The sequence below is a fragment of the Microbacterium paludicola genome, assembly GCF_039529675.1.
GTDB lineage: Bacteria > Actinomycetota > Actinomycetes > Actinomycetales > Microbacteriaceae > Microbacterium > Microbacterium paludicola.
On record NZ_BAAANG010000007.1, the window covers coordinates 1 to 21185 of the forward strand.

Below are 21185 nucleotides of genomic sequence, written 5' to 3' on the forward strand. Positions count from 1 at the left end.
TACTACGCTGACCAAGAATCAGGCCAGCCGGCACCTGCTGGACAAGCCTCCCGATAGGAACGAAAGTCAGGCCGATTCATCGGGCGCTTCAACGGGGGTTTCTGCCCCCATAGCGCCCCCATCGGCGTTTTCGAAGCCCGTTTCTGTCGGTTCCTTGAACATGTGAAAGCCCCGCTTTCCCTTGATTTTTCAAGGAACTGCGGGGCTTCACGTGGGTGCCGGCTGCGGGGTTCGAACCCACGACCCCCTGTTTACAAGACAGGTGCTCTACCAACTGAGCTAAGCCGGCGATGGCGCCGAGAAACGGCGACCGAGTCAGCATACCGAGCGGGCGCGAACGCCCGGCGGTCACTGCCCCTCGGACTCGTCCTCGGGCTGGGCGGTCTTCAGGTACTCCTCGCTGTCGAGCGCGAGCAGGAAGGCCGCGAACTCCTCGGGCTTGTCGAGCGAGCCGACGTAGGGCTCGCCGTTGACGAGGATCATCGGGGCGCCGGTGAGCGAGACGTCGTCGGTTCCCGGCAGCGGCTCGTTCAGCGCGCGCTCGGTGGCCTCGCGGGCCCACCCGAAGAAGTCCTCGTTCTCGATGCAGGCGCGCACGGCCTTGGTGTCGTCGGCGCCCGTCGCGATCGCGCGATCGGCGAGCTCCGCGTCGGTGTAGCCGTCGCTGTCGACCGGGGGCTGGTTCGTGAGCAGCTCGTTGTTGAACGCGATGAAGGCCTCGGGCGCGTGCTCGTAGACGCACGCGGCGGCGCCCGCGGCGCGCTGCGAGTACTTGGTGCCGTTCGACTTCGAGGTCAGCAGGGCGACCGGGTGGTAGACGAGCTCGACGGCACCCTGGTCGACCCACTCGGTCAGCTGGGTGGCGTTCGCGCGCTGGAACTCGCCGGCCGCCTCGGAGAGGTAGTCGACGAAGAGGTGGATCCGGATCGGCTCGGTCGCGGCGGTCTCCTCCGGAGCGGGGGCCTCGCCCTCCTCCGCCGGCTCCTCGGGGACCTCACCGGCCGTCTCCTGCTGCAGGGTCCGGTCGATGACCACGCCGTCATCCGTCATGGCGGTGGGGTTGATCGTCGGCTCCGAGAGCGTCGGCAGGACCGCGCTCGTCACCCAGTACGCAGCCCCCGCGACGGCGGCGAAGCCGACAAGCAGGATCGCCGAAAGGCGCAGCACCCGATTGCGCGACTGACGCGCCTTGACCTGCTGGGCCTTCTCGCGCACCGCATCACGACGGCCACGCGCATCGGGGGTCTGGCCCGTCTCGTCGCTTGACATGCACCCTCTTGGAACGTGGATCTCGGGGCCGGAGACACCGGCCACAACGTCCTCGATGCTAGCCACGGCTGCTGGGAGAAACCCAGACAGGACGGCGATACGCGGCGCGGCGCACCGCGGCGACACGCCCGGACGCCGAGCCGGCCGCCGGTCATGCAATACTGATCGGGACCCAAAGGCGGGTCGGCGGCGGTTCATCCCGTCGCTCCATCACTACGGATCGTCCGGCACGTACCTGCCGGTGAAGGAGAAGAAATGGCCTCGGTCACTTTCGACGGCGCAACTCGTCTGTACCCCGGCGGCACGCGCCCCGCGGTCGACAGCCTCGACCTCGCGGTCGGTGACGGCGAGTTCCTCGTCCTCGTCGGCCCCTCGGGCTGCGGAAAGTCCACCTCGCTGCGCATGCTCGCGGGCCTCGAAGAGGTCAACGAGGGACGCATCCTGATCGGCGACCGCGACGTCACCGACGTGCCCCCGAAGGATCGCGACATCGCGATGGTCTTCCAGAACTACGCGCTGTACCCGCACATGACGGTCGCCGAGAACATGGGCTTCGCGCTCAAGATCGCCGGCGTCAGCAAGGACGAGCGCGCGAAGCGCGTGCAGGAGGCGGCGAAGCTGCTCGACCTGGAGCCCTACCTGAACCGCAAGCCGAAGGCCCTCTCGGGTGGTCAGCGTCAGCGTGTCGCCATGGGTCGCGCCATCGTGCGCGAGCCGCAGGTGTTCCTCATGGACGAGCCGCTGTCGAACCTCGACGCCAAGCTCCGCGTCCAGACGCGCACGCAGATCGCGTCGCTGCAGCGCCGCCTCGGCGTCACCACCGTCTACGTCACGCACGACCAGACCGAGGCCCTCACCATGGGCGACCGGATCGCCGTGCTGAAGGACGGCATCCTGCAGCAGGTCGGCACGCCGCGCGACCTGTACGAGAAGCCGAACAACGTGTTCGTCGCCGGCTTCATCGGCTCGCCCGCCATGAACCTGTTCTCGGCCGACCTCGCCGAGGGCGGCATCCGCTTCGGCACCAAGGTCGTCCCGGTCGAGGCCTCGGCCCTGGCCAAGCTCCACGGCAAGCAGGCGACCATCGGCGTGCGCCCCGAGGACATCGAGGTCGGCCCCGCCGGCGGCGAGGGCCTCAGCGTCGTCGTCGACCTGGTCGAGGAGCTCGGCGCCGACGGCTACCTGTACGGCCACTCGGACATCGAGGGCGTCCGCACCGACATCGTCGCCCGCGTCGACGGCCGCAACCACCCGAACGCCGGCGAGACCGTCACGCTCGCCGCCGTGCCGCACCACGTGCACGTGTTCGACATCGAGTCGGGCCAGCGCGTCACGGCTGCGATCACGCACTCCTGACGCACCACACCTGACGGCGCGGGCGGATCACAGCGATCTGCCCGCGCCGTTCTGTTCTCCCTGCACCCCGATACCCGACCCGGAGGCGATCCGTGCCCGACTCCCTGCGCATCACCGCCGCCGAGACCGACCCCCAGCTGCTCACGCTGCCCTGGTCCACGCGGCTCGAGGACTGGCCCGCGCAGCACATCGTGAAGCTGCCCAAGGGCATCTCCCGGCACATCGTGCGCTTCAGCGAGCTGTCGGGGCAGGTCATCGCCGTCAAGGAGACGACGGCCGAGATGGCGCAGCGCGAGTACGACATGCTGGGCGCGCTCGCCAAGCTGGATGTGCCGTGCGTGCGCCGCGTCGCGGTCATCGCCGGACGTCACACGCCGCAGGGTGCTCCCCTGCCGGCCGCGCTCGTCACCGCGCACCTGAAGTTCTCGATGCCGTACCGCGCGCTGTTCACCCATTCGCTGCGGCCCGACACGGCGACCCGCCTCGTCGACGCGCTCGCGCTGCTGCTCGTGCGGCTGCACAACGTCGGCTTCTACTGGGGCGACGTCTCGCTGTCGAACACGCTGTTCCGCCGCGACGCGGGAGCGTTCGCCGCGTACCTCGTCGACGCCGAGACCGGCGAGCTGCACGAGGACGGCCTGAGCGACGGACAGCGTGACCACGACCTGGATCTCGCGCGCACGAACATCGCCGGCGAGATCCTGGATCTCGCCGCCAGCGGCCGCGTCGAGGGCGTGGATCCGGTCGCCGTCGCCGACGGGATCGTGTCGGCCTATCGCGGCCTGTGGAGCGCCATCCACGACGAGCAGACGTTCTCGGTGAGCGAGGTGTGGCGCATCACCGAGCGCGTCCGCCATCTGAACGAGCTCGGCTTCGACATCGACGAGATGTCCATCGAGACCGAGGCGTCGGGCACCCGCGTGTCCATCCAGCCGAAGGTCGTCGACGCCGGCCATCACACGCGCCGCCTCATCCGCCTGACCGGCCTCGACGTGGAGGAGAACCAGGCGAGGCGCCTGCTGAACGACCTCGACGAGTTCCGCCTGCGCGCGGGGCGCTCCGAGGAGGAAGAGGAGCTCGCCGCGCACGAGTGGCTGACGCAGGTGTTCGAGCCGGTCGTGCGCGCCATCCCGTTCGAGCTGCGGGGCAAGCTCGAGCCCGCCGAGGTCTACCACCAGGTGCTCGAGCACCGCTGGTTCCTGCAGGAGCAGCGCGAGGCGTCCGTCCCCCTCGCCGAGGTGCTGACGAACTACATCCGCGACGTCCTCCGCCACCGCCGCGACGAGGCGACCATCATGGGTCCCCTCACCGAGACCCTGACGGCGCCGATCGGCACCCGCTCCCCCGAGGTCGACTGGCGCGACCTCGTCTGAGCCCGCGGCTCAGTAGCCGACGGTGAAGCGCGTGCGCCGGTGCTTCGGGTGCTCGATCTCGTCGATCATCGCGATCGCGAAGTCCTCGCCGGAGATGTACGACTCACCCTGCTCGTCCGAGACGAGGATGTCGCCGCCCGTGCGGTAGTGGCCGGTGCGCTCGCCCGGGGCGAATCCGCCGAAGCCCGCTGCCGGGTGGACGAAGAACCAGTCGACCGACTCGGGCGCCTCGAGCAGGTCGTCGAGCACGCCGATCGCCTCGAGGGCCTCGGGCTTGAAGTCCTCGGGGAACTGGCCCGCATCGACGAGGCGGGGGCCGCCCTCCGCGACGAGGCTGCCGCCCGCACCGCCGATGACGCCGAGGCGAACTCCCTGCGGCAGCTCGGCGACGAGCTCGGCGACCGCCGGGCGGACCTTGCCCGCCATGTCGCCCCGCGGCGCGACGGCGAGGATGATGGCGTCGACGCCCTGCAGCTCGGCGAGCAGCCCCGGGATGTCGAGCAGCGATCCCTCGACGTACGTGACGCCCGGGACGCGCTGGGCGGGCACCTTGCGGGCGACCGAGACGACGGTGTGACCGCGGTCCGCGGCCTCCTTCACGATGTGGCCGCCGGCGTAGCCGGTGCCTCCGATGACGGCGATGCGGGCCATGTCACACTCCTGTCGGGTAAGGCTGATTCGGGACTGCTGGGGTCGATCCGGGGTTCCGGGGGTCACCCTCGCCAACGCCGGCGGGCGATCCGCATTCCCGATCAGTCCTGCAACTGGCGCAGGGTGGCGATCTGGTACAGCGCGACGGATGCCGCGATGCCGGCGTTGAGCGACTCGGTCGCCGACGAGATCGGGATCGAGACGACCTGGTCGCACGTCTCGGTGACAAGGCGCGACAGGCCCTTGCCCTCGCTGCCGACGACCACCACGACCGGGCGGTCGGCGAGGCCGAGCGACGGAAGCGAGACGTCGCCGCCGCCGTCGAGGCCGAGCACGAACACGCCCTGCTTCTTGAAGTCCTTCAGCATGGCGGTGAGGTTCGTCGCCATCGCGACCGGGATGCGCGCGGCGGCGCCGGCGCTCGTCTTCCACGCCCCCGAGTTCATCCCCGCCGAGCGGCGCTGCGGCACGATGACCGCGTGGCCGCCGAACGCGGCGGTCGAGCGGATGATCGCGCCGAGGTTGCGCGCGTCGGTGACCCCGTCGAGCGCGACGAACAGCGGCGTCTCGCCGCGGTCGATGACCTGCTCGAGGAGATCCTGCGGGTGCGCGTACTCGTACGGCGGCACCTTGAGCGCGACGCCCTGGTGAACGCCGTCGAAGCCGGCCATCCTGTCGAGCTCGGGGCGCGTGACCTCGAGCATGGGGATCTCGCGGTGCTTCGCGATCGAGAGCATCTCCTTGACGCGGTCGTCCATCTCCACGCGCTGGGCGATGTAGAACGCGGTCGCGGGGATCTTGGCCCGCAGCGCCTCGAGCACCGAGTTGCGGCCCGTCACGAACTCGATGTCCGTGTCGCCCTTCGCGCGGGGAGCCCGGGTGGTGGGCTTCGGGCCGCGCTTGGCGGCAAGGCGCTCGGCGGCCTGCTTGCGCTTGTGGGCGACGTGGTAGACGCGGTCCTCCGCCTTCGGCGTCGGTCCCCGTCCCTCGAGCGCCTTGCGGCCGAGCCCGCCAGTGCCCTTCGTGGGGCCCTTCTTCTTGCCGCGGCCTGCGCCGGGGCGACCCGTATTAGCCATTGATACTCCAGACTGTTCCGTCGGTGTTGTCTTCGAGGGCGACCCCCGCGGCCGCGAACAGGTCGCGGATGCCGTCGGCGGTCGCCCAGTCCTTCGATGCGCGCGCCTCGGCGCGCTGCGCGATGAGCTGCTCGACGAGGGTCGAGAGGGCGGCTTGCGCACCGGATGCCGTCGACTCGGGCTCGGCGGCGACGTCGAGCCCGAGCACGCGTACCATCGCCGTCGCGCGCTGGTGCGCCGCGCGGAGCGCAGCCTGATCCCCGGCGTCGAGCGCGGTGTTGCCGGCGCGCACCGTCTCGTGCAGCACCGCGAGCGCCTGCGGCACGCCGAGGTCGTCGTCCATCGCCGCGGCGAATGCCTCCGGCACGTCGGAGGTGTCCGCCGTGCCCAGCTGGCGCTCCGCCCTGGCGAGGAACCCCGTGATCCGCCCGAGCGCGGCGGCGGCCTCGTCGAGCGCGCCCTCCGAGACGTCCAGGCTCGAACGGTAGTGCGCCGCGGCGAGCGCGTAGCGCACGACGGGCGCGGGGCGCGCGGCGAGCAGGTCGTGCGCGAGCGTGAAGTTGCCGAGCGACTTCGACATCTTCTGGCCGTCGACCGTCACCAGGCCGTTGTGCACCCAGAAGCGCGCGAACGGATCCCCCGCCGCCGCCGACTGCGCGAGCTCGTTCTCGTGATGCGGGAAGCGCAGGTCGAGTCCGCCGCCGTGGATGTCGAACTCGGCGCCGAGGTAGCGGCGCGACATCGCGGAGCACTCGATGTGCCAGCCGGGCCGGCCCGGGCCCCACGGCGAGTCCCAGGTCGCGGAGGACGGCTCGCCCTCCTTGACGCCCTTCCACAGCGCGAAGTCGCGGGGATCGCGCTTGCCGCGCGGATCCGCATCCGCCGCGGGCTCCATCGCGTCGAGCGACTGGCGCGTGAGCGCGCCGTACTCGGGCCACGAGTGCACGTCGAAGTAGACGTCGCCCTCCGCGGCATACGCGTGGCCGCGCTCGATGAGGCGCGCGATGAGCTCCTGCATCTGCGGGATGGATGCGGTCGCGCGCGGCTCGTACGTGGGCGGCAGGATGCCGATCGCGGAATATGCCGCCGTGAACTCCTGCTCGATGCGGTACGCGAGGGCCCACCAGGGCTCCTCCGGCGTCGCCTTCTCGAGCACCTTGTCGTCGATGTCGGTGACGTTGCGCACGAGGGTGACCCGCCCGAAGCGGTGCTCGAGCCAGCGGCGCATCAGGTCGAACGCGAGCGCGCCGCGCAGGTGCCCGACGTGGGGACCCGACTGCACGGTGGGACCGCAGACGTACATCGACACGTTCCCGGGCACGAGCGGCACGAAGTCGCGCAGGGTCTGCGCGCGGGAGTCGTAGATGCGGACGGTCACCCCTCAAGCCTACGGGGCGAGGGATGCGAAACCCCTGGTGTGACGACAGAGCCGGGGCGGGACGGCGGCGGGCCGAGGATGCGATAGGAATGCCTGGTGCGTTTTGTGATCGCCGTCGTCGCCGCAGCCCTGCTGTTCGGAACGACCGGCACCTCCCAGGCCCTCGGCCCCGAGGGCACGACGCCGTTCGCGGTGGGAGTGATGCGTCTGCTCATCGGCGGCACCGCGCTCGCGCTGCTCACCGCCGGGGCGGCATGGCTGCGGAGACGGCGCGCGCCGGTGCCGGCGCGGCCGCGCCCGACCGCCGTTCCCCTGGGGCTGATGGCGCTCACCGCGGTGTGCCTGTTCGTGTACCAGCCGCTGTTCTTCCTCGGCACCTCGACGAACGGTGTCGCCGTCAGCACCGTGATCGCCCTCGGGTCCGCTCCCGTGCTGGCCGGGCTGCTCGAGTGGGCCCTCACCCGCACCCGCCCGGGCGCGCTGTGGCTGGGTGCCACGGCGCTGTCCACCACGGGCGTCGCCCTGCTCGGCTTCGGCGGCGGCGCGGGCGGATCGGCGGATCCCGCCGGACTCGTCGGGTCCTTCGGCGCGGGGGCCTCCTTCGCGGTGATCGCCGTCGCCCAGCGCCGCCTGCTCGACGCGGGCTGGCATCCGTTCACTGTCGTCGGGGCGATGGGAGGCGGGGCCGCCGCGATCGCGCTCGTCGCCCTGCCGTTCACGGATGTCTCCTGGATGGCGGATCCGCGCGGTCTCGTGATGGGCCTGTGGCTGGGGCTCGCGACCATCACCGTCGCCTACGCGCTGTTCACGTGGGGGCTCGGCGGGCTGAAGGCGGCCACCGCGGCCACGCTCACGCTCGGCGAGCCGCTGACGGCGAGCGTCCTGGGACTCGCGGTGCTGGGCGAGCACCTCGCCCTGCTGCCGACGATCGGGCTGGTGGTGCTCGGCGCCGGCCTCATCCTGCTCGCCTGGGGCTCGCGCACGCGCCGCGCCCCCGAGCCGTTCGCCGTGGAGGGCTGACATGGACATCCGGATCGACGACCTGTCGGGAGCGGACACGCGCGCGCTGATCGCGCATCACCACGCGCAGATGCATGCGCAGACCCCGGCCGAGAGCGTGCACGCCCTCGACGTCGACGCGCTGCGCGACCCCGCCATCACGGTGTGGAGCGCGTGGCTCGACGGCCGCGTCGCGGGCGTCGCGGCGCTCACGCAGCTCGACGCCGCGCGCGGTGAGCTGAAGTCCTTCCGCACCGCCGACGAGTACCTCGGGCGGGGCGTCGCCCGCGCGCTGCTGCGCCGGATCATCGCCGACGCACGGGGCCGCGGGCTGACGTCGCTCTGGCTCGAGACGGGCAGCGACGACGGCTTCGTTCCCGCCAGGGCCCTCTACGCGAGCGAGGGATTCGTCGAGTGCGGGCCGTTCGATGGCTACGTCGAGGATCCGCTGTCGACGTTCATGACGCGCACGCTGTAAGGCCGTCGAGCCGCTCCGCGCGCTCCGTTCGCAAGGGTGCGGGCCGTCGACCCCTGAGGTCGGCGGCCCGCATCCGTGTGTCAGGCGATCAGCTGCGGATCACGCCCCGGAGCCCGCCGCGCCCGGCTTCTCCGGCTTGCCGGGCTTGTCCGGCTTGCCCGGCTTGTCGGGCTTCCCGGGCTTCTCCGGCTTGCACGGCTTGTCGGGGTTCCCCTTCCCCTTGCCCGGCTTCTCGCAGGGCTCATCGGACGCCGCGACGAGCTGACCGACGCCCCAGTGCGACGTGCTCTGGTAGCCCGCGCCCGTCGGATCCGCCCAGTTCCGGATGCCCGTACGCGCGCCCGCCGCAGCGTCGTTGACCTGGAAGTCAAGGCCGTGGAACGTCCCCTCGCCGCCGTACTCGAGCAGCGAGATGGCCGCCTCGACGACGTAGCCGCCCTCGACGGTGGACGTCGCGGACGTCACCCGGCCCTGCTGGAATGCGACGTCGCCGGTGCCGAATGAGACCACGTTCTGCGCGCTGATCCGCACCTGCATGTCGTCGTAGCGATACGCGCCGTTCTTGGCGTTGCCCGGATCGACGTAGATCTCGACGGAGTCCTGCACCCACGGGTCGCTGCCCGAGACGTCGATCTGCGCGTCGGCGACCTCCGCCAGCACGTAGAGCGTGTTCTCGCGCCACAGGGTGCGCACCGTCGCGGTGGCACCGCCGGAGCCCTCGACCTGGACGTCGGTGGTCACGGCGTTCGCCGCGTCCCACAGCGCCGCGTCCACCGCACCGTCGATGACGGGGGCCACGGCGGTCTCTGCGACCTCCAGGTACGCGAGCGTCTCGATGAGCGACAGCGTGCCGATGGCGCCGGGCGAGTTCCAGGCGCCCCCGCCCGCCACGCGCACGTCGAAGTCGACGGTGTCGCCCTCGCCGGCGTCCCCCAGCGGCAGCTGCGCCGCGAGGCGCACGCCCTCGGCCGTGACCTGCGCGGTCACCGGGACGTCACCCGTGCCGTCGCCGCGCACGGTGTAGACGGCGTCCTCCAGCTGCAGATCGACCGTCGTACCGGCGTCACCGCCCGGCACGTCCACCAGCACCGCGAGGGTGCCGGGGGTCCAGCGCGCCTGGAAGGCCCCGCCGCCGTCGAGCTGCTGCATCGGCAGGCGCAGCCACTCATCGGATGCGGGATCGGCCGGGGCCGCACCTCCGAACACGTCGGCCCGGCGCAGGCGGTCGGGCAGCTCGGCTCCGGCCGCACCGTAGTAGGCGGGCTTCGCCTGCAGCGCATCGTCGAAGAGCAGCGGTGCACCGCTCGACGACCGCCAGCTGCGCCCGTCGGTGAGACCCCAGACCGTCACGGAGAACAGATCGTGGGCATGGAAGACCTCGAACGCGTCGCGGAAGTAGTAGCCCTGCTCGATCAGCAGCGCCTCGGTCACGGGAGTGCCGGTCGTGACGTCGAACTCCGTGACGACCTGCTCGAGACCGAGTCCCTCGAATCGGTCGAGGGCGGCGGCGAGCGCCGACACCGGCATCGCCAGGCTCACGTGGAACTGGTGACCGACGCCGTCGATGGGCACGCCCCGGTCGACCAGGCGCTGCACCAGGGCCGCGTAGCGATCCTGCTTGCCGTCCTGCTCGGTGTTGTAGTCATTGATGAACAGCGTCACCGGGTGCTCGGCGCCCTCGGCCGCGTGCACGTGGTTGAACGCCTCGTCGGCGTAGCGGAACGCCAGATCGATGAACTCCTCGCCCAGGATGCGGTACCACTCGCTGCGGCGCAGGCCGTCGGCGTACTCGCCGCTGTCCGAGACCACCTCGTTGACGACGTCGAACGACGTCAGCGGGTTGGTGTCCGACCCGAACGCTCCCCACGTGTCGCTGAGGCTCTCGGCGACGGCGAAGATGTGGGTGCGCAGCCGGTCGCGCAGCGCCTGCTTGCCGGCTTCGTCTGCGGCGAGCGGCTGCCCGGCCTCGTCCTGGAAGAACCACGCCGGCGTCTGGCTGTGCCACACGAGCACGTGGCCGTACAGGTCGAGGTCGTTCTGCTGGGCGAAGTCCATCAACGCGGCGGCCTCCGGGTGCACGCGGAAGTTCTGCGCCGCGTCGTACCAGGCCTCGGGCTTCATGTGGTTCTCGCCCGTGATCTGGGTGAAGTGGCGAAGCAGCAGCTCGGCCGCGGGCCCGGTCGTCTCGCGCGAGTCGATGGCGACGCCCAGGGGGTACTCCAGCGTTCCGGAGAGCGGCGGAAGATCCTCGATCACCGCCGGGTCCGGGACCTTCAGCACGATGTCGTCGATGAGCAGGTCGCTGGTGTTGGTGCCGTTGTAGTTCGTCTCGACGTACAGCAGCGCCGCATCGGCGTCACCGCCCTGGAACGTCGCGGACACCTGCGTCCAGCCGGAGTTCGTCACGCCGTCGAACTGCGCGAGCGTCGAGTAGGACGTGGATCCGTCGACCGTGCGGGCAAGGCTCAGCCACACGTCATCGACGGGCTGGCCGTCGGCGAACCGCACCGCCGCATCCAGCTGGTACGTCACGCCCGCCTGCATGTGCTCGGTCACGTCGCGACCGATGCCCGAACCCTGGCTCGTGCGGTCGGTGACGAGCGCCGCCTGCGCTCCCCCGTGGGCGACGTCGGTCAGCGCGACGGTCGGTGCACCCGAGCCCGAATCGCGCGGCGCCCAGCCGTCGAGGCCGTCCTCGAAGTCGGCCTCGAGCAGCACGGTGCCGGGCTGCGGCCCCTCGGTGGGCGGCTCGTCGCCGAGCGGCTCGGCGGCGATCACGAGGCCGTCGACGAGGTAGTCGTACGCGGCACCCGTGTCCGAGGTGCCGATGTACAGCTGCAGCTGCGAGGTGTCGGTGCCTGCGGGCACGTCGTACGTGCCGGTCACGGTCGTCCACGCGGCGGCGGAGACCGGGGTGTTGCCGATCCACGTGTACGCGGGCTTCATGACGAACCGCGCCTGGGCATCCGGGGTGCCGTCCGTCAGGCGCACCGACATCGTGAACGTGTAGCGGTTTCCTGCGTCGAAGGCGCCGGCCGGCGACTGGATGCCGGTGTGGTCGTCGGCACGGCCCGTCACCTGCAGCGCGAGACCGGTAACGGCCTCGACGAACTGCAGCGTGCCGGCGCCGCCGCCGGATTGACTCCAGCTGCCCGTTGTGCCGTCGTCGAAGTCGATCGTCTCGACGACCGTCGGGGCGGCCGCGGCCGGAACCGCGAGCCCGGTGACCGCGAGGGCGGCGGCGCCGATGACGGCACCGATGGATGAGAGAAAGCGAGACCTGCGCATGGCGCTCCTTTGCGCTGCGGGGAATGTTGCCAACGCCACCATATTCACCCCGGGGCGGGGGTTGGCAAGCGGTTTACCCGACCGTTACCAAGTCGGATCCCCGTGAGGCCGTGCTCTCCCGCACAGCGAGTCAGGAACGCTGGATGAGCGCCACCGCGAGCGCCTGGACTCCCTCGCCCGAGCCGGTGAATCCGAGGCCGTCGGTCGTCGTCGCGGCCAGCGACACGGGCGCACCGCCGAGGGCCGCGGTGAGCACCGCCTCGGCCTCGGCGCGGCGCGGCGCGAACTTCGGGCGATTCGACTGCAGCTGCACGGCGACGTTGACGATCGTCCAGCCCGCCTCGCCGAGGAGGGCCCTGGTCTTGGCGAGGAAGGCGTCGGCGTGGGCGCCCGCAAACTCCGGCCGCGACGTGCCGAAGTGCGTGCCGATGTCGCCGAGCCCGGCCGCCGAGAGCAGCGCGTCCACGATCGCGTGCCCGACCGCGTCCCCATCCGAGTGCCCCGACAGCGCCGGCTCCCCCGGCCACTCGATGCCGGCGAGCCAGAGGGTGCCTTCCCCGCCGAAGGCGTGAACATCCGTGCCGACGCCGACGCGGGGAACAGGGGCACCGGATGCCGCGGCCGGCACCGCGGGAACGGGCGCGGCGAGCGAGCGCGCGCGCTCGAGGTCGGCGGGAGTGGTGATCTTGAACGCGCGCACGTCGCCCTCGACGACCGCGACCCGGTGGCCGGCGGCCGCGACGAGCGCGGCGTCGTCGGTGAACTCCTCGACGGCGATCGCGTACGACGTCTCGAGCACGTCGCGGCGGAACCCCTGCGGCGTCTGGGCGGCCGCGAGCTGCGAGCGGTCGACGGCCTCGACGATGCGGTCGCCGTCCACCCGCTTGATCGTGTCGATGACCGGCAGGGCGGGGACGACGCCCCATCCCGTGCGGTCGACGGCGTCGACGACGCGCTCGAAGACCGCCGGAGGGGTCAGCGCGCGAGCGGCATCGTGCACGAGCACCACCCGCACGGTGGGCCACAGCGCAGCGAGGCCCGCGGCGACCGACGCCTGACGCGTCGCTCCCCCGGTGACGACCGACACGAGCTCCGCGCGCGATCCGGCAGCCTCGCGCGCGTCGGTCAGCGCCTCGCCCTCGCGCCCGGCCGGGGCGACGACGACGACCTGGGCCTCGGGCGCCGCGAAGACGCCCCGCAGCGCGTGACGCAGGATCGTGTGCCCGCCGATGCCGACGAACGCCTTCGGCGCATCCTGTCCGAGGCGGGTTCCGGATCCGGCGGCGACGACGATGACGCCGACGCGCGGCGAAGCGGTGAGAGTCACCTCACAAACGTACCCACGCCGCGGCATCGCCGTGCACGCGAAAGCGCCCCGCCGGATGGGCGGGGCGCTGTGCAGAGGATTACGAGGCCAGGACCTCGTCGAGGACCGTGGCGGCCTTCTCCTCGTCGGTCTTCTCCGCGAGCGCGAGCTCGGAGATCAGGATCTGGCGGGCCTTCGCGAGCATGCGCTTCTCACCCGCGGACAGTCCGCGATCCTGATCGCGACGCCACAGGTCGCGCACGACCTCGCTGACCTTGATCACGTCACCCGAGGCGAGCTTCTCCAGGTTCGCCTTGTAGCGACGAGACCAGTTCGTCGGCTCTTCCGTGAAGGGGGCGCGCAGCACCTCGAAGACCTTGTCCAGTCCCTCCTGGCCGATGACGTCGCGCACGCCGACCAGGTCGACGTTCTCTGCAGGAACCTCGATGACGAGGTCACCCTGAGTGACGTTCAGCTTGAGGTAGACCTTCTCTTCACCCTTGATTACCCGGGTCTTGACTTCGGTGATCGTTGCCGCACCGTGGTGGGGATAGACGACCGTCTCGCCAACCTCGAAAAGCATAGAATTGTGTCCTTTCGGCGACTATCAGGATACCACAGCGAGCAATGCACTAAGGTTCGCGGCCACCGATGGGCGGCAGCGACACACGGCTCCGGGCGACTTCGCGGCGAGCATCCCAGACCCCGTCGGAGGCATCGGGAGAGGGGGTCGCGACCCCCTAGAATGGCAGACAGGGCCCGCAGCTCGGCGGGACCGCACCACCTGGAGGTTCCGTGAACTCCCGCATTCTCGCGTCGCTCGCCCTCGGCGCCGTCGTCCTGCTCGGCACCACCGGGTGCGCCGGACTGACGGAGCAGGCGACGACGATCCCGTACTCGCCTTCCGACGGCGTGAACGTCCCGGCCCCCGAGGGCTCCCCGGCCCCGGTCCTGATCCGCAACGCGGTGGTCGTGGCCGACGACGAGGGCACCGAGGGCAACCTCGTGGCCGCGCTCGTCAACACGACGGACGAGGCGGCGACGCTGAACCTCGAGTGGGATGGCCAGACCGCCACCGTGCAGGTTCCCGCCGGCGAGGTGGTCAGCCTCGGCGCCGACGGCGAGTCCCCCGTGCTGCTGTCGGCCATCGACACGAAGCCCGGCGCGGCGCTTCCCCTCTACTTCCAGTCGGGCGACGCCGAGGGCGTCCTCGCCGAGGTGCCCGTGTTCGACGGCTGCCTCGAGCACTTCGCCGACCTGGTGCCCGGCGGCGCCGAGAGCGACTGCTCGCACCTGGAGCACACCGAGAGCGAAGGCGAAGAGGGCGGCCACTGAGCCACCCCGTACGCGGAGGGGCCGCAGGATCTCCGGATCCTGCGGCCCTGCTTTTTCACACGGTCCCCGTCTCACCGCGTGCGAGCGAAGCGAGCGTGCCGCGGATGCGGCCCGCAGCGCGAAGCGCTGCCCTCACGCCCCGATGGAGCGAAGCGACAGCGTCCGCACACGCGAGCGGCATCCGCGAAGCGGGTGCCCGAGCGGATGCGGCAGGCGTGAGAAAAAGAGAAGCGCTAACCTTCGAAGCGGTAGCCGAGGCCTCGCACGGTGACGAGCATGACCGGCTCGCTCGGCACCTGCTCGATGCGCGAGCGGATGCGCTTGATGTGCACGTCGAGCGTCTTCGTGTCGCCGAAGTAGTCGCTTCCCCACACGCGGTCGATCAGCTGCCCGCGCGTGAGCACGCGCCCGGCGTTGCGCATCAGCACCTCGAGGAGCTCGAACTCCTTCAGCGGCATGTTGATCTGCTGCCCGTCGACGGCCACGGTGTGGCGGTCGACGTCGAGCGTCACGCGCCCACCCTCGAGCACGCGCTCGTCGAGCTCCGCCTCCGCGTCGGCGGTGCGGCGAAGCACCGCGCGCATCCGCGCCAGCAGCTCGCGCGCCGAGTAGGGCTTCGTGACATAGTCGTCGGCCCCCAGCTCGAGACCCACGACGATGTCGACCTCGGAGTCCTTCGCCGTCAGCATGATGATCGGCACGTTCGAAGTGGTGCGCACCTGGCGGCACACCTCCGTGCCGGGCATGCCGGGAAGCATCAGGTCGAGGAGGAGGAGGTCAGCGCCCTGCTCGCGGTACGCGGCGAGCGCGGCGGGACCGTCCTCGGCGATCTCCACCTCGTAGCCTTCGCGACGGAGCAGATAGGCGAGGGGTTCGGCGAGGTCGGGCTCGTCCTCGACCAGGAGCACACGCGTCATTCGCGGCCTTTCTTGACTGCTTGAGCGCCCGCGACCGCGGGCTTGCGCTTCTTCTTCTTCTTGACGGGGGAATCGATCACGGGCGCCTCCGCGAGCGGCAGGCGCACCGTGAACGTGGATCCGCGGTCGGGCTGCGACCACAGCCGGATCTCGCCCCCGTGCCGCGAGACCGCATGCTTGACGATAGACAGTCCGAGGCCCGATCCGCCGGTGCGCCGCGAGCGCGCCTGGTCGGCCCGGTAGAAGCGCTCGAACACGCGCTGCTGGTCCGCCTCGGCGATGCCGATGCCCTGGTCGGTGACGGCGATCTCCACGACGCCTCCGTTGGCGCGCACTCCGACGCCCACACGGGATCCCCGGGGCGAGTAGGCGATGGCGTTGGCGACGAGGTTGCCGATCGCCTCCTTGAGGATCTGGGCGTCGCCGCGGACGTACAGTCCCCGGTCTCCGCCGCGGGCGAGCTCGACGCCCGCCGAGTCCGCCTGCACCAGGTGCGCTTCGACAGCGGATGCGACGACCTCGTCGATCGCCACGTCGCCGACCGAGGTGAGCTCCTCGGCGGCCTGCAGGCGCGAGAGGTTCATGATGCGGCCCGTGAGCCGGCCCAGCCGATCCGCCTCCGCGGACAGCCGCGCGGTGAACGCGCGCACCTGGGCGGGGTCGTCGGCCGCCAGCTCGATGGCCTCCGCCAGAAGGGTGACCGCGCCGACCGGGGTCTTCAGCTCGTGGCTCGTGTTCGCGATGAAGTCGTGGCGCATCTGCTCGAGGCGCTCCTGCTCCGACAGGTCGCGGACGAGCAGCAGGATGTAGCGCTCGCTGACACGGGTCGCCCGCGCGGCGACGAGGCGCGATTCGGACGACATCCCCCCACGCAGCAGGCGCAGGTTGGCCGTCTCCGTGGTCCCGCCCCGCGCCGCGCGCACAAGATCGCGCAGGCCCGTGTGCTCGAGAGGGGCATCCTTCTCGATCCCGAGCCAGGGAGCGGTGGGCGAGATCGCGATCACCTGACCGGAGGTGTCGACGACCGCGGCGGGGTCGTCCATGGCGTCGAGCACAGCGGTGATCCCGGCCGGCACCGCCCCTGCCGCCTCGCGGGCTGCCCGCTCGCGGGCCCGTAGCGCGATGAGCGTGAGAAGCGACGCGCCGACCCCGATGATCGCTCCCAGAAGCAGAGCGAGCAGCGCAAGCTGCGTGGAGTCCATGTCACCAGAGTAAAGTCATGGCGAACACCGAGTCGTCCGGCTCCGCGCCACGACGGGGGCGCGTCGCCGACTGTTCACCATTGCGGCCCCGCTCATTAACCGGCGCTCACGAGAATCGCAGAGACCGTGCTCGGCGGCTGCCGCCCCGGGAACGCCCCGCGACACAGACGAAAGGTCCACGATGCGCGAAGTCTTCCACCAGTCTCTTGAGGACGTACAGTCCCGCCTCGTCGAGATCTCCGACCTCGTCACGATCGCCATCGACAAGGCGACCAGGGCATTCGGCTCCGGCGATGTCGCTCTGGCCGAGGAGGTCATCGCCGATGACCGCCTGATCGACGAGCGCGCCCTCGCCCTCGACGAGCTCGCCATCGAGATCCTCGCGATGCAGCAGCCGGTCGCCCGCGACCTGCGCATCGTGGTCACGGCGCTGCGCGTGAGCGCCTCGCTCGAGCGCATGGGCGACATGGCCGAGCACATCGCCCAGCTCGCCCGCACGCGCTACCCCGACCGCGCGATCCCGAAGGGTCTGAAGGGCACCTTCACGCGCATGGGCGAGCTCGACGTGCAGGTTGCGCGCGCTCTCACCGATCTGCTGCGCACCCAGGATCTGGCGATCGCCGACCACATCCGCAACAGCGACGACGACATCGACGAGCTGCACGCCAGCGTCTTCGAGAAGGTGCTCAGCGACAGCTGGCAGGGCGAGGCCGGCGCCACCGTCGACGCAACGCTCGCGAGCCGCTACCACGAGCGCTTCGCCGACCACGCGGTCTCGATCGCCAAGAAGATGATCTACCTCGGCACGGGCGACTGGACGGGCCTCGAGCACGGAGTCGCTCCCGTGGAGCCCACCGCCTGACCCGCGCAAGACACCGAAAAGCGCCGCCCGGATGCTCCGGGCGGCGCTTTTTCGAGCACTCCCCGCTGACTCCCCGGGGAGTTATTCATCCGTCTGGATAAAAACTGGCGGCGACGCGTCCGATACCGATATGAAGGTTCGTGGTGCGCCTGTTCACAGCGCCATCCGAAACCTCAGGGGGAAATCCACCAATGTCACATGTGCGTTCACTACGCAGCAGACTGCTCGCGCTCGGGACGGCCGCGGTCATCGCGCTGGGCGTGACCGGCCTCGCGGCCATGCCCGCCACCGCAGCCACCGCCGGCGCCGGCGTCATCAGCGGAACCGTCACGGATGCCGACACCGGCGCCGCCCTCGAGGGCGCGAACGTCAACGTCGCCAACGAGGACTTCTCGGTCTACGAGTCCGCGACCACCGCGGCCGACGGCACCTACACGCTCGAGTCGGTGCCCGCGGGCACCTACACCGTCAGCGCGTCGGGCCCGTACGACAGCGCGACGCCCTACGCCGACGCCGAGAAGTCGGTCACGGTCGCAGGCGACTCCACGCAGAACTTCGCCCTGAAGCCGACCTATGCGCTCAGCGGCAAGATCGTCGGCGACGACGGCACCGCCGCCGCAGGGGTGTACGGAACGCTCATGACGGCCGATGGCGGCGAGACCAACGCCTACCTCGACATCGCCGAGGACGGCACCTTCACGACCGAGCTGCCCAAGGGCGAGTACTCGGTCGAGTTCAGCGGCAGCGGCTTCGTCGAGACGACGCTCCCCTTCACCGTGTCGGGCGCCGATGACGCCGTGACGTTCGAGGTCCCGCGCCTGTACGTCGTCAGCGGCAAGGTGCTCGACCCGTCGGGCGCCGTCGCGTACGAGGCCTCTTGGACGTCGCTGACGTTCCTCGACGCCGAGGGCACCGAGGTCGGTTCGGCCTACGCCGAGGAAGACGGCACCTGGACCACCGGCGAGTACGGCGGCGTTCCCGCCGGCACGTACACGCTGACGGCCGAGAACTCGGCGTATGTGCCGACCAGCACCGAGATCACGGTCGAGACCGAGACGAAGACCGACGCCGACATCACGCTCGACCCGGGCATCACGATCACCGGCAAGGTCACGCACAAGACCACGGGCGACCCCATCGCGGGCGTCGACGTCCGCGTCAGCCCGACGGGCGAGGACAGCAAGGCCTGGGGCTACGCCGTGAACGACGGCGCCACGGCCGAGGACGGCACGTACAAGATCCAGGGCCTCTCGGCCGAGGAGTACGAGCTCTACCTGACGACATACGACCTCGAGCAGCCCTGGGTGGCCGTCGAGTCGCAGACGGTGACGCTCACCGAGTCGATCGAGAAGAACTTCGAGCTTGTGCTCGAGGAGCGCATCATGGGCGTCGTGACCGGCCCCGACGGTGCCCCGATCGAGGACGCACGCGTCGTCGCGTACCGCGCGGACATCGACCGCACCAGCATCCCGCAGTGCTACGACGCGCGTTACGCCACCACCGACGCCGAGGGCCGCTACACGCTGCTCGTCGACGCCGGCGACTGGATCATCCGCGCCGAGGGCGTCGACGGCTTCATCCCGGCGTGGCACGGCGGCGCCTGGGTCGACGAGGCTGCCACGGTCACCGTCGCCTCCGAGCAGACGGTCGACGGCGCGGCGATCACGCTGCAGACCGGCGGTCACCGCATCAGCGGCACGGTGTCGAACCTCGTCGAGGGCAGCGAGAACTCGACGGTCACCGTCCGCTCGGCGGATGACTCGCGCTCGTGGCTCGACTCGTTCGGCAACGGTGTCGAGATCGGCGCAGACGGCAAGTACAGCCTGAGCGGCGTGCCCGCCGGCACGTACGAGATCTCGGCCAGCTCCTGGACGGACACGCAGTACAACTCGGCGATCACCGCACCGTTCACGGTCGATGGCGACGAGACGATCGACGTCGCACTCGAGGCGAACCCGACGTTCGAGGCCCACGTGTGGGCCGCCGAGGGGGCACCCACGGGCAAGGCCGTCCTGGTCACTGTGTACGCGAACGTCGACGGCGCGTGGCAGGTCTACGACGAGGAGCCCCTGTTCCTCGACGAGGAGACCAGCGCCGCGAGCCCGGAGATCTGGAAGGACCTGTCCTTCCCGGCCGGCGAGTACAAGATCGGCGTCGGCAGTGCGCACGCGTACTACGAGGCGCTCGTGAACAGCGTCTACTGCGGTGAGCAGCGGACCACGTGGGAGGAGCTCAACGAGCAGTACGGCGAGGGCTTCACGGACTTCCCGTACACGCCCGAGTTCTACAACGAGGCAGCGTCGCTCGACGCCGCCCAGGTCGTCACCTTCGCCGCGGGCACGCCTGTGAAGCTCGGCTTCGAGCTCGGCGTTCCGGCCACGCCGGCGCCCAGCGAGACGCCCGCGCCCAGCGAGACGCCCGCCCCGAGCGAGACGCCCGCCCCCACCGAGCCGACCGACCCCGTGGCCGAGGGCCCGGAGCCGGGCGTCACGGTGAGCGACAACATCGTCTCGCCCGGCGAGCGGATCACCGTCACGGGTGCCGGCTTCGTCCCCGGTGAGGACGTCCGCGTCGAGATGCACTCGACGCCGGTCGTGCTCGACACCGTCACCGCGTCCGCCGACGGGACCATCACCGCCGTGGTGACGATCCCGAGCGACGCGACCGCCGGTGCCCACCAGATCGTCGCGATCGGCTCGGGCTTCTCCGCCGCCGCCGACATCACGGTCGTGCTCTCGGGCGGCCTCGCCGCCACGGGTGCCGAGGGGACGCTGCTGTACGCGTCGCTCGGTGGCCTGGTCCTCGCGGCCGGCATCGTGCTCCTGGCGGTCGCGTACAACAAGCGCCGCCAGCTCGCGACGCGCGTCTGATCCACTGAGACGACGGAGCCCCGTCCGGCATCGCGCCGGGCGGGGCTTCGCCGTTGTAGGCCTTTCCACGAACGAAGAAGCGCCGCCCGGATGATCCGGGCGGCGCTTCTCTTTTCATTCGTCACGCACGCTGCGGGGCCGCAAGCGGTGTTATGTCTCAGGACATCGGTGACAGTTCTGCATCAGGACATCGGTGACACTTCGGGTTGGTTTGGTGGTGACACTTCGAGCGATGTGATCTCGGTGTGAGCCGAGTCGATCCCATTGATCCCCGTGTCCGTCTCGAGATCGTCCGCTGGCCCGATGACGCGCCGCGTGGGGCGGTGACGACGTTCTGCGAAGCGGCGGGGATCTCGCGGAAGACGTTCTATGAGATCCGCCGCCGTGCTCTCACCGAAGGGGAAGCTGCGGCATTGGAACCGCGCTCGCGCAGGCCGAACACGACCCCGTCGTCGGTGACTGCGGCGGTGAAGGCGGACGCGATCGCGGTGCGGGCGGCGTTGGAACGGTCCGGGCTGGATCACGGCCCGATCAGCGTGCACGACAAGATGCTCGTAATGGGCCTGACAGCCCCGTCGACAGCGGCACTGTCACGGATCTTCCGGGAGGCCGGCGTCGCCCGGACCGAACCACGCAAGCGTCCCCGGGCAGCCTGGCGGCGGTTCGTGTATCCCGCGCCGAACGCGTGCTGGCAGCTCGACGCGACCGAGTACGTCCTGTCCCGCGGGCGACGCTGTGTGATCTTCCAACTCATCGACGACCACTCCCGCCTCGCCGTCGCGTCGCTCGTCGCCGACGGGGAGACCTCCGACGCGGCGATCACGG

At 70.7% G+C, this 21185-nt stretch carries 17 protein-coding genes and 1 tRNA gene; 8 read left to right on the forward strand and 10 right to left on the reverse strand.

Features of this window, described 5'->3' with window-relative positions; translation table 11 throughout:
• Positions 1–216: 216 nt before the first annotated feature.
• A tRNA-Thr gene (locus ABD161_RS06425) sits at positions 217–289 on the reverse strand.
• A gap of 59 nt (positions 290–348) precedes the next feature.
• Positions 349–1269, reverse strand: coding sequence for a DsbA family protein (locus ABD161_RS06430; protein ID WP_344000786.1), 921 nt, complete (start codon positions 1267–1269; stop codon positions 349–351).
• 255 nt (positions 1270–1524) lie between these two features.
• On the opposite strand from ABD161_RS06430, the gene ABD161_RS06435 reads away from it, so the two are divergent.
• Positions 1525–2625, forward strand: a complete 1101-nt coding sequence (locus ABD161_RS06435; RefSeq protein WP_344000788.1) for an ABC transporter ATP-binding protein — start codon at positions 1525–1527, stop codon at positions 2623–2625.
• 92 nt (positions 2626–2717) lie between these two features.
• On the forward strand, positions 2718–3998 hold the full coding sequence (locus ABD161_RS06440; RefSeq protein ID WP_344000790.1) for a DUF4032 domain-containing protein: 1281 nt from the start codon (positions 2718–2720) through the stop codon (positions 3996–3998).
• Positions 3999–4007: 9 nt separating this feature from the next.
• Here the strand turns inward: ABD161_RS06440 and ABD161_RS06445 are convergent, their stop codons facing one another.
• The 3 genes from ABD161_RS06445 to cysS form a co-directional block, all read right to left on the reverse strand.
• Positions 4008–4649, reverse strand: coding sequence for an NAD(P)-dependent oxidoreductase (locus tag ABD161_RS06445; protein WP_344000792.1), 642 nt, complete (start codon positions 4647–4649; stop codon positions 4008–4010).
• 101 nt (positions 4650–4750) lie between these two features.
• A complete protein-coding gene (gene rlmB, locus ABD161_RS06450; RefSeq protein ID WP_344000794.1) occupies positions 4751–5725 on the reverse strand; it encodes a 23S rRNA (guanosine(2251)-2'-O)-methyltransferase RlmB in 975 nt (324 codons plus the stop codon).
• A complete protein-coding gene (gene cysS, locus ABD161_RS06455) occupies positions 5718–7103 on the reverse strand; it encodes a cysteine--tRNA ligase (RefSeq protein ID WP_344000796.1) in 1386 nt (461 codons plus the stop codon). Before cysS ends, rlmB begins: the two co-directional genes overlap by 8 nt.
• 96 nt (positions 7104–7199) lie before the next feature.
• On the opposite strand from cysS, the gene ABD161_RS06460 reads away from it, so the two are divergent.
• Positions 7200–8123, forward strand: a complete 924-nt coding sequence (locus ABD161_RS06460; protein ID WP_344000798.1) for a DMT family transporter — start codon at positions 7200–7202, stop codon at positions 8121–8123.
• Between the two features lies 1 nt (position 8124).
• The gene (locus ABD161_RS06465; RefSeq protein WP_344000800.1) at positions 8125–8580 is read left to right on the forward strand and encodes a GNAT family N-acetyltransferase; all 456 of its coding nucleotides are present in this window, start codon (positions 8125–8127) and stop codon (positions 8578–8580) included.
• Between the two features lie 99 nt (positions 8581–8679).
• Here ABD161_RS06465 and ABD161_RS06470 read toward each other — a convergent pair whose 3' ends face one another.
• The 3 genes from ABD161_RS06470 to ABD161_RS06480 all read right to left on the reverse strand — a co-directional run bounded on the left by ABD161_RS06470 (position 8680) and on the right by ABD161_RS06480 (position 13757).
• Positions 8680–11868 (reverse strand): endo-1,4-beta-xylanase, encoded by a 3189-nt coding sequence (locus tag ABD161_RS06470; RefSeq protein WP_344000802.1) that lies wholly within the window; start codon positions 11866–11868, stop codon positions 8680–8682.
• A 130-nt stretch (positions 11869–11998) separates the two neighbouring features.
• Positions 11999–13195, reverse strand: coding sequence for a 2-C-methyl-D-erythritol 4-phosphate cytidylyltransferase (ispD, locus tag ABD161_RS06475; protein WP_344000804.1), 1197 nt, complete (start codon positions 13193–13195; stop codon positions 11999–12001).
• A gap of 79 nt (positions 13196–13274) precedes the next feature.
• The gene (locus ABD161_RS06480; RefSeq protein WP_135112401.1) at positions 13275–13757 is read right to left on the reverse strand and encodes a CarD family transcriptional regulator; all 483 of its coding nucleotides are present in this window, start codon (positions 13755–13757) and stop codon (positions 13275–13277) included.
• A 212-nt stretch (positions 13758–13969) separates the two neighbouring features.
• On the opposite strand from ABD161_RS06480, the gene ABD161_RS06485 reads away from it, so the two are divergent.
• Positions 13970–14509 (forward strand): DNA modification methylase, encoded by a 540-nt coding sequence (locus ABD161_RS06485; protein ID WP_344000807.1) that lies wholly within the window; start codon positions 13970–13972, stop codon positions 14507–14509.
• Positions 14510–14742: 233 nt separating this feature from the next.
• Here the strand turns inward: ABD161_RS06485 and ABD161_RS06490 are convergent, their stop codons facing one another.
• Positions 14743–15426 carry a response regulator gene (locus ABD161_RS06490; protein WP_344000809.1) on the reverse strand — a complete coding sequence of 228 codons (684 nt, stop codon included), beginning with the start codon at positions 15424–15426 and terminating at the stop codon, positions 14743–14745.
• Positions 15423–16628, reverse strand: coding sequence for a sensor histidine kinase (locus tag ABD161_RS06495; RefSeq protein WP_344000811.1), 1206 nt, complete (start codon positions 16626–16628; stop codon positions 15423–15425). Before ABD161_RS06495 ends, ABD161_RS06490 begins: the two co-directional genes overlap by 4 nt.
• 181 nt (positions 16629–16809) lie before the next feature.
• Here ABD161_RS06495 and phoU point away from each other — a divergent pair, with 181 nt between their 5' ends.
• The 3 genes from phoU to ABD161_RS06510 all read left to right on the forward strand — a co-directional run.
• Entirely contained in the window at positions 16810–17490 is a 681-nt protein-coding gene (phoU, locus tag ABD161_RS06500) for a phosphate signaling complex protein PhoU (RefSeq protein ID WP_344000813.1), read from the forward strand.
• A gap of 191 nt (positions 17491–17681) precedes the next feature.
• On the forward strand, positions 17682–20360 hold the full coding sequence (locus ABD161_RS06505) for a carboxypeptidase regulatory-like domain-containing protein (protein ID WP_344000816.1): 2679 nt from the start codon (positions 17682–17684) through the stop codon (positions 20358–20360).
• 245 nt (positions 20361–20605) lie between these two features.
• On the forward strand, positions 20606–21185 hold a 580-nt coding region (locus tag ABD161_RS06510; RefSeq protein WP_425560807.1), incomplete at its 3' end, for a helix-turn-helix domain-containing protein.

Bases quoted from the DNA above. Each gene is read 5' to 3' on its own strand.
- ABD161_RS06495 (WP_344000811.1), bottom strand. From the start codon at position 16,628: ATGGACTCCACGCAGCTTGCGCTGCTCGCTCTGCTTCTGGGAGCGATC.
- phoU (WP_344000813.1), top strand. From the start codon at position 16,810: ATGCGCGAAGTCTTCCACCAGTCTCTTGAGGACGTACAGTCCCGCCTC.
- ABD161_RS06465 (WP_344000800.1), top strand. From the start codon at position 8,125: ATGGACATCCGGATCGACGACCTGTCGGGAGCGGACACGCGCGCGCTG.
- ABD161_RS06470 (WP_344000802.1), bottom strand. From the start codon at position 11,868: ATGCGCAGGTCTCGCTTTCTCTCATCCATCGGTGCCGTCATCGGCGCC.
- rlmB (WP_344000794.1), bottom strand. From the start codon at position 5,725: ATGGCTAATACGGGTCGCCCCGGCGCAGGCCGCGGCAAGAAGAAGGGC.
- ABD161_RS06480 (WP_135112401.1), bottom strand. From the start codon at position 13,757: ATGCTTTTCGAGGTTGGCGAGACGGTCGTCTATCCCCACCACGGTGCG.
- ABD161_RS06435 (WP_344000788.1), top strand. From the start codon at position 1,525: ATGGCCTCGGTCACTTTCGACGGCGCAACTCGTCTGTACCCCGGCGGC.
- ABD161_RS06490 (WP_344000809.1), bottom strand. From the start codon at position 15,426: ATGACGCGTGTGCTCCTGGTCGAGGACGAGCCCGACCTCGCCGAACCC.
- ABD161_RS06445 (WP_344000792.1), bottom strand. From the start codon at position 4,649: ATGGCCCGCATCGCCGTCATCGGAGGCACCGGCTACGCCGGCGGCCAC.
- ABD161_RS06505 (WP_344000816.1), top strand. From the start codon at position 17,682: ATGTCACATGTGCGTTCACTACGCAGCAGACTGCTCGCGCTCGGGACG.
- ABD161_RS06430 (WP_344000786.1), bottom strand. From the start codon at position 1,269: ATGTCAAGCGACGAGACGGGCCAGACCCCCGATGCGCGTGGCCGTCGT.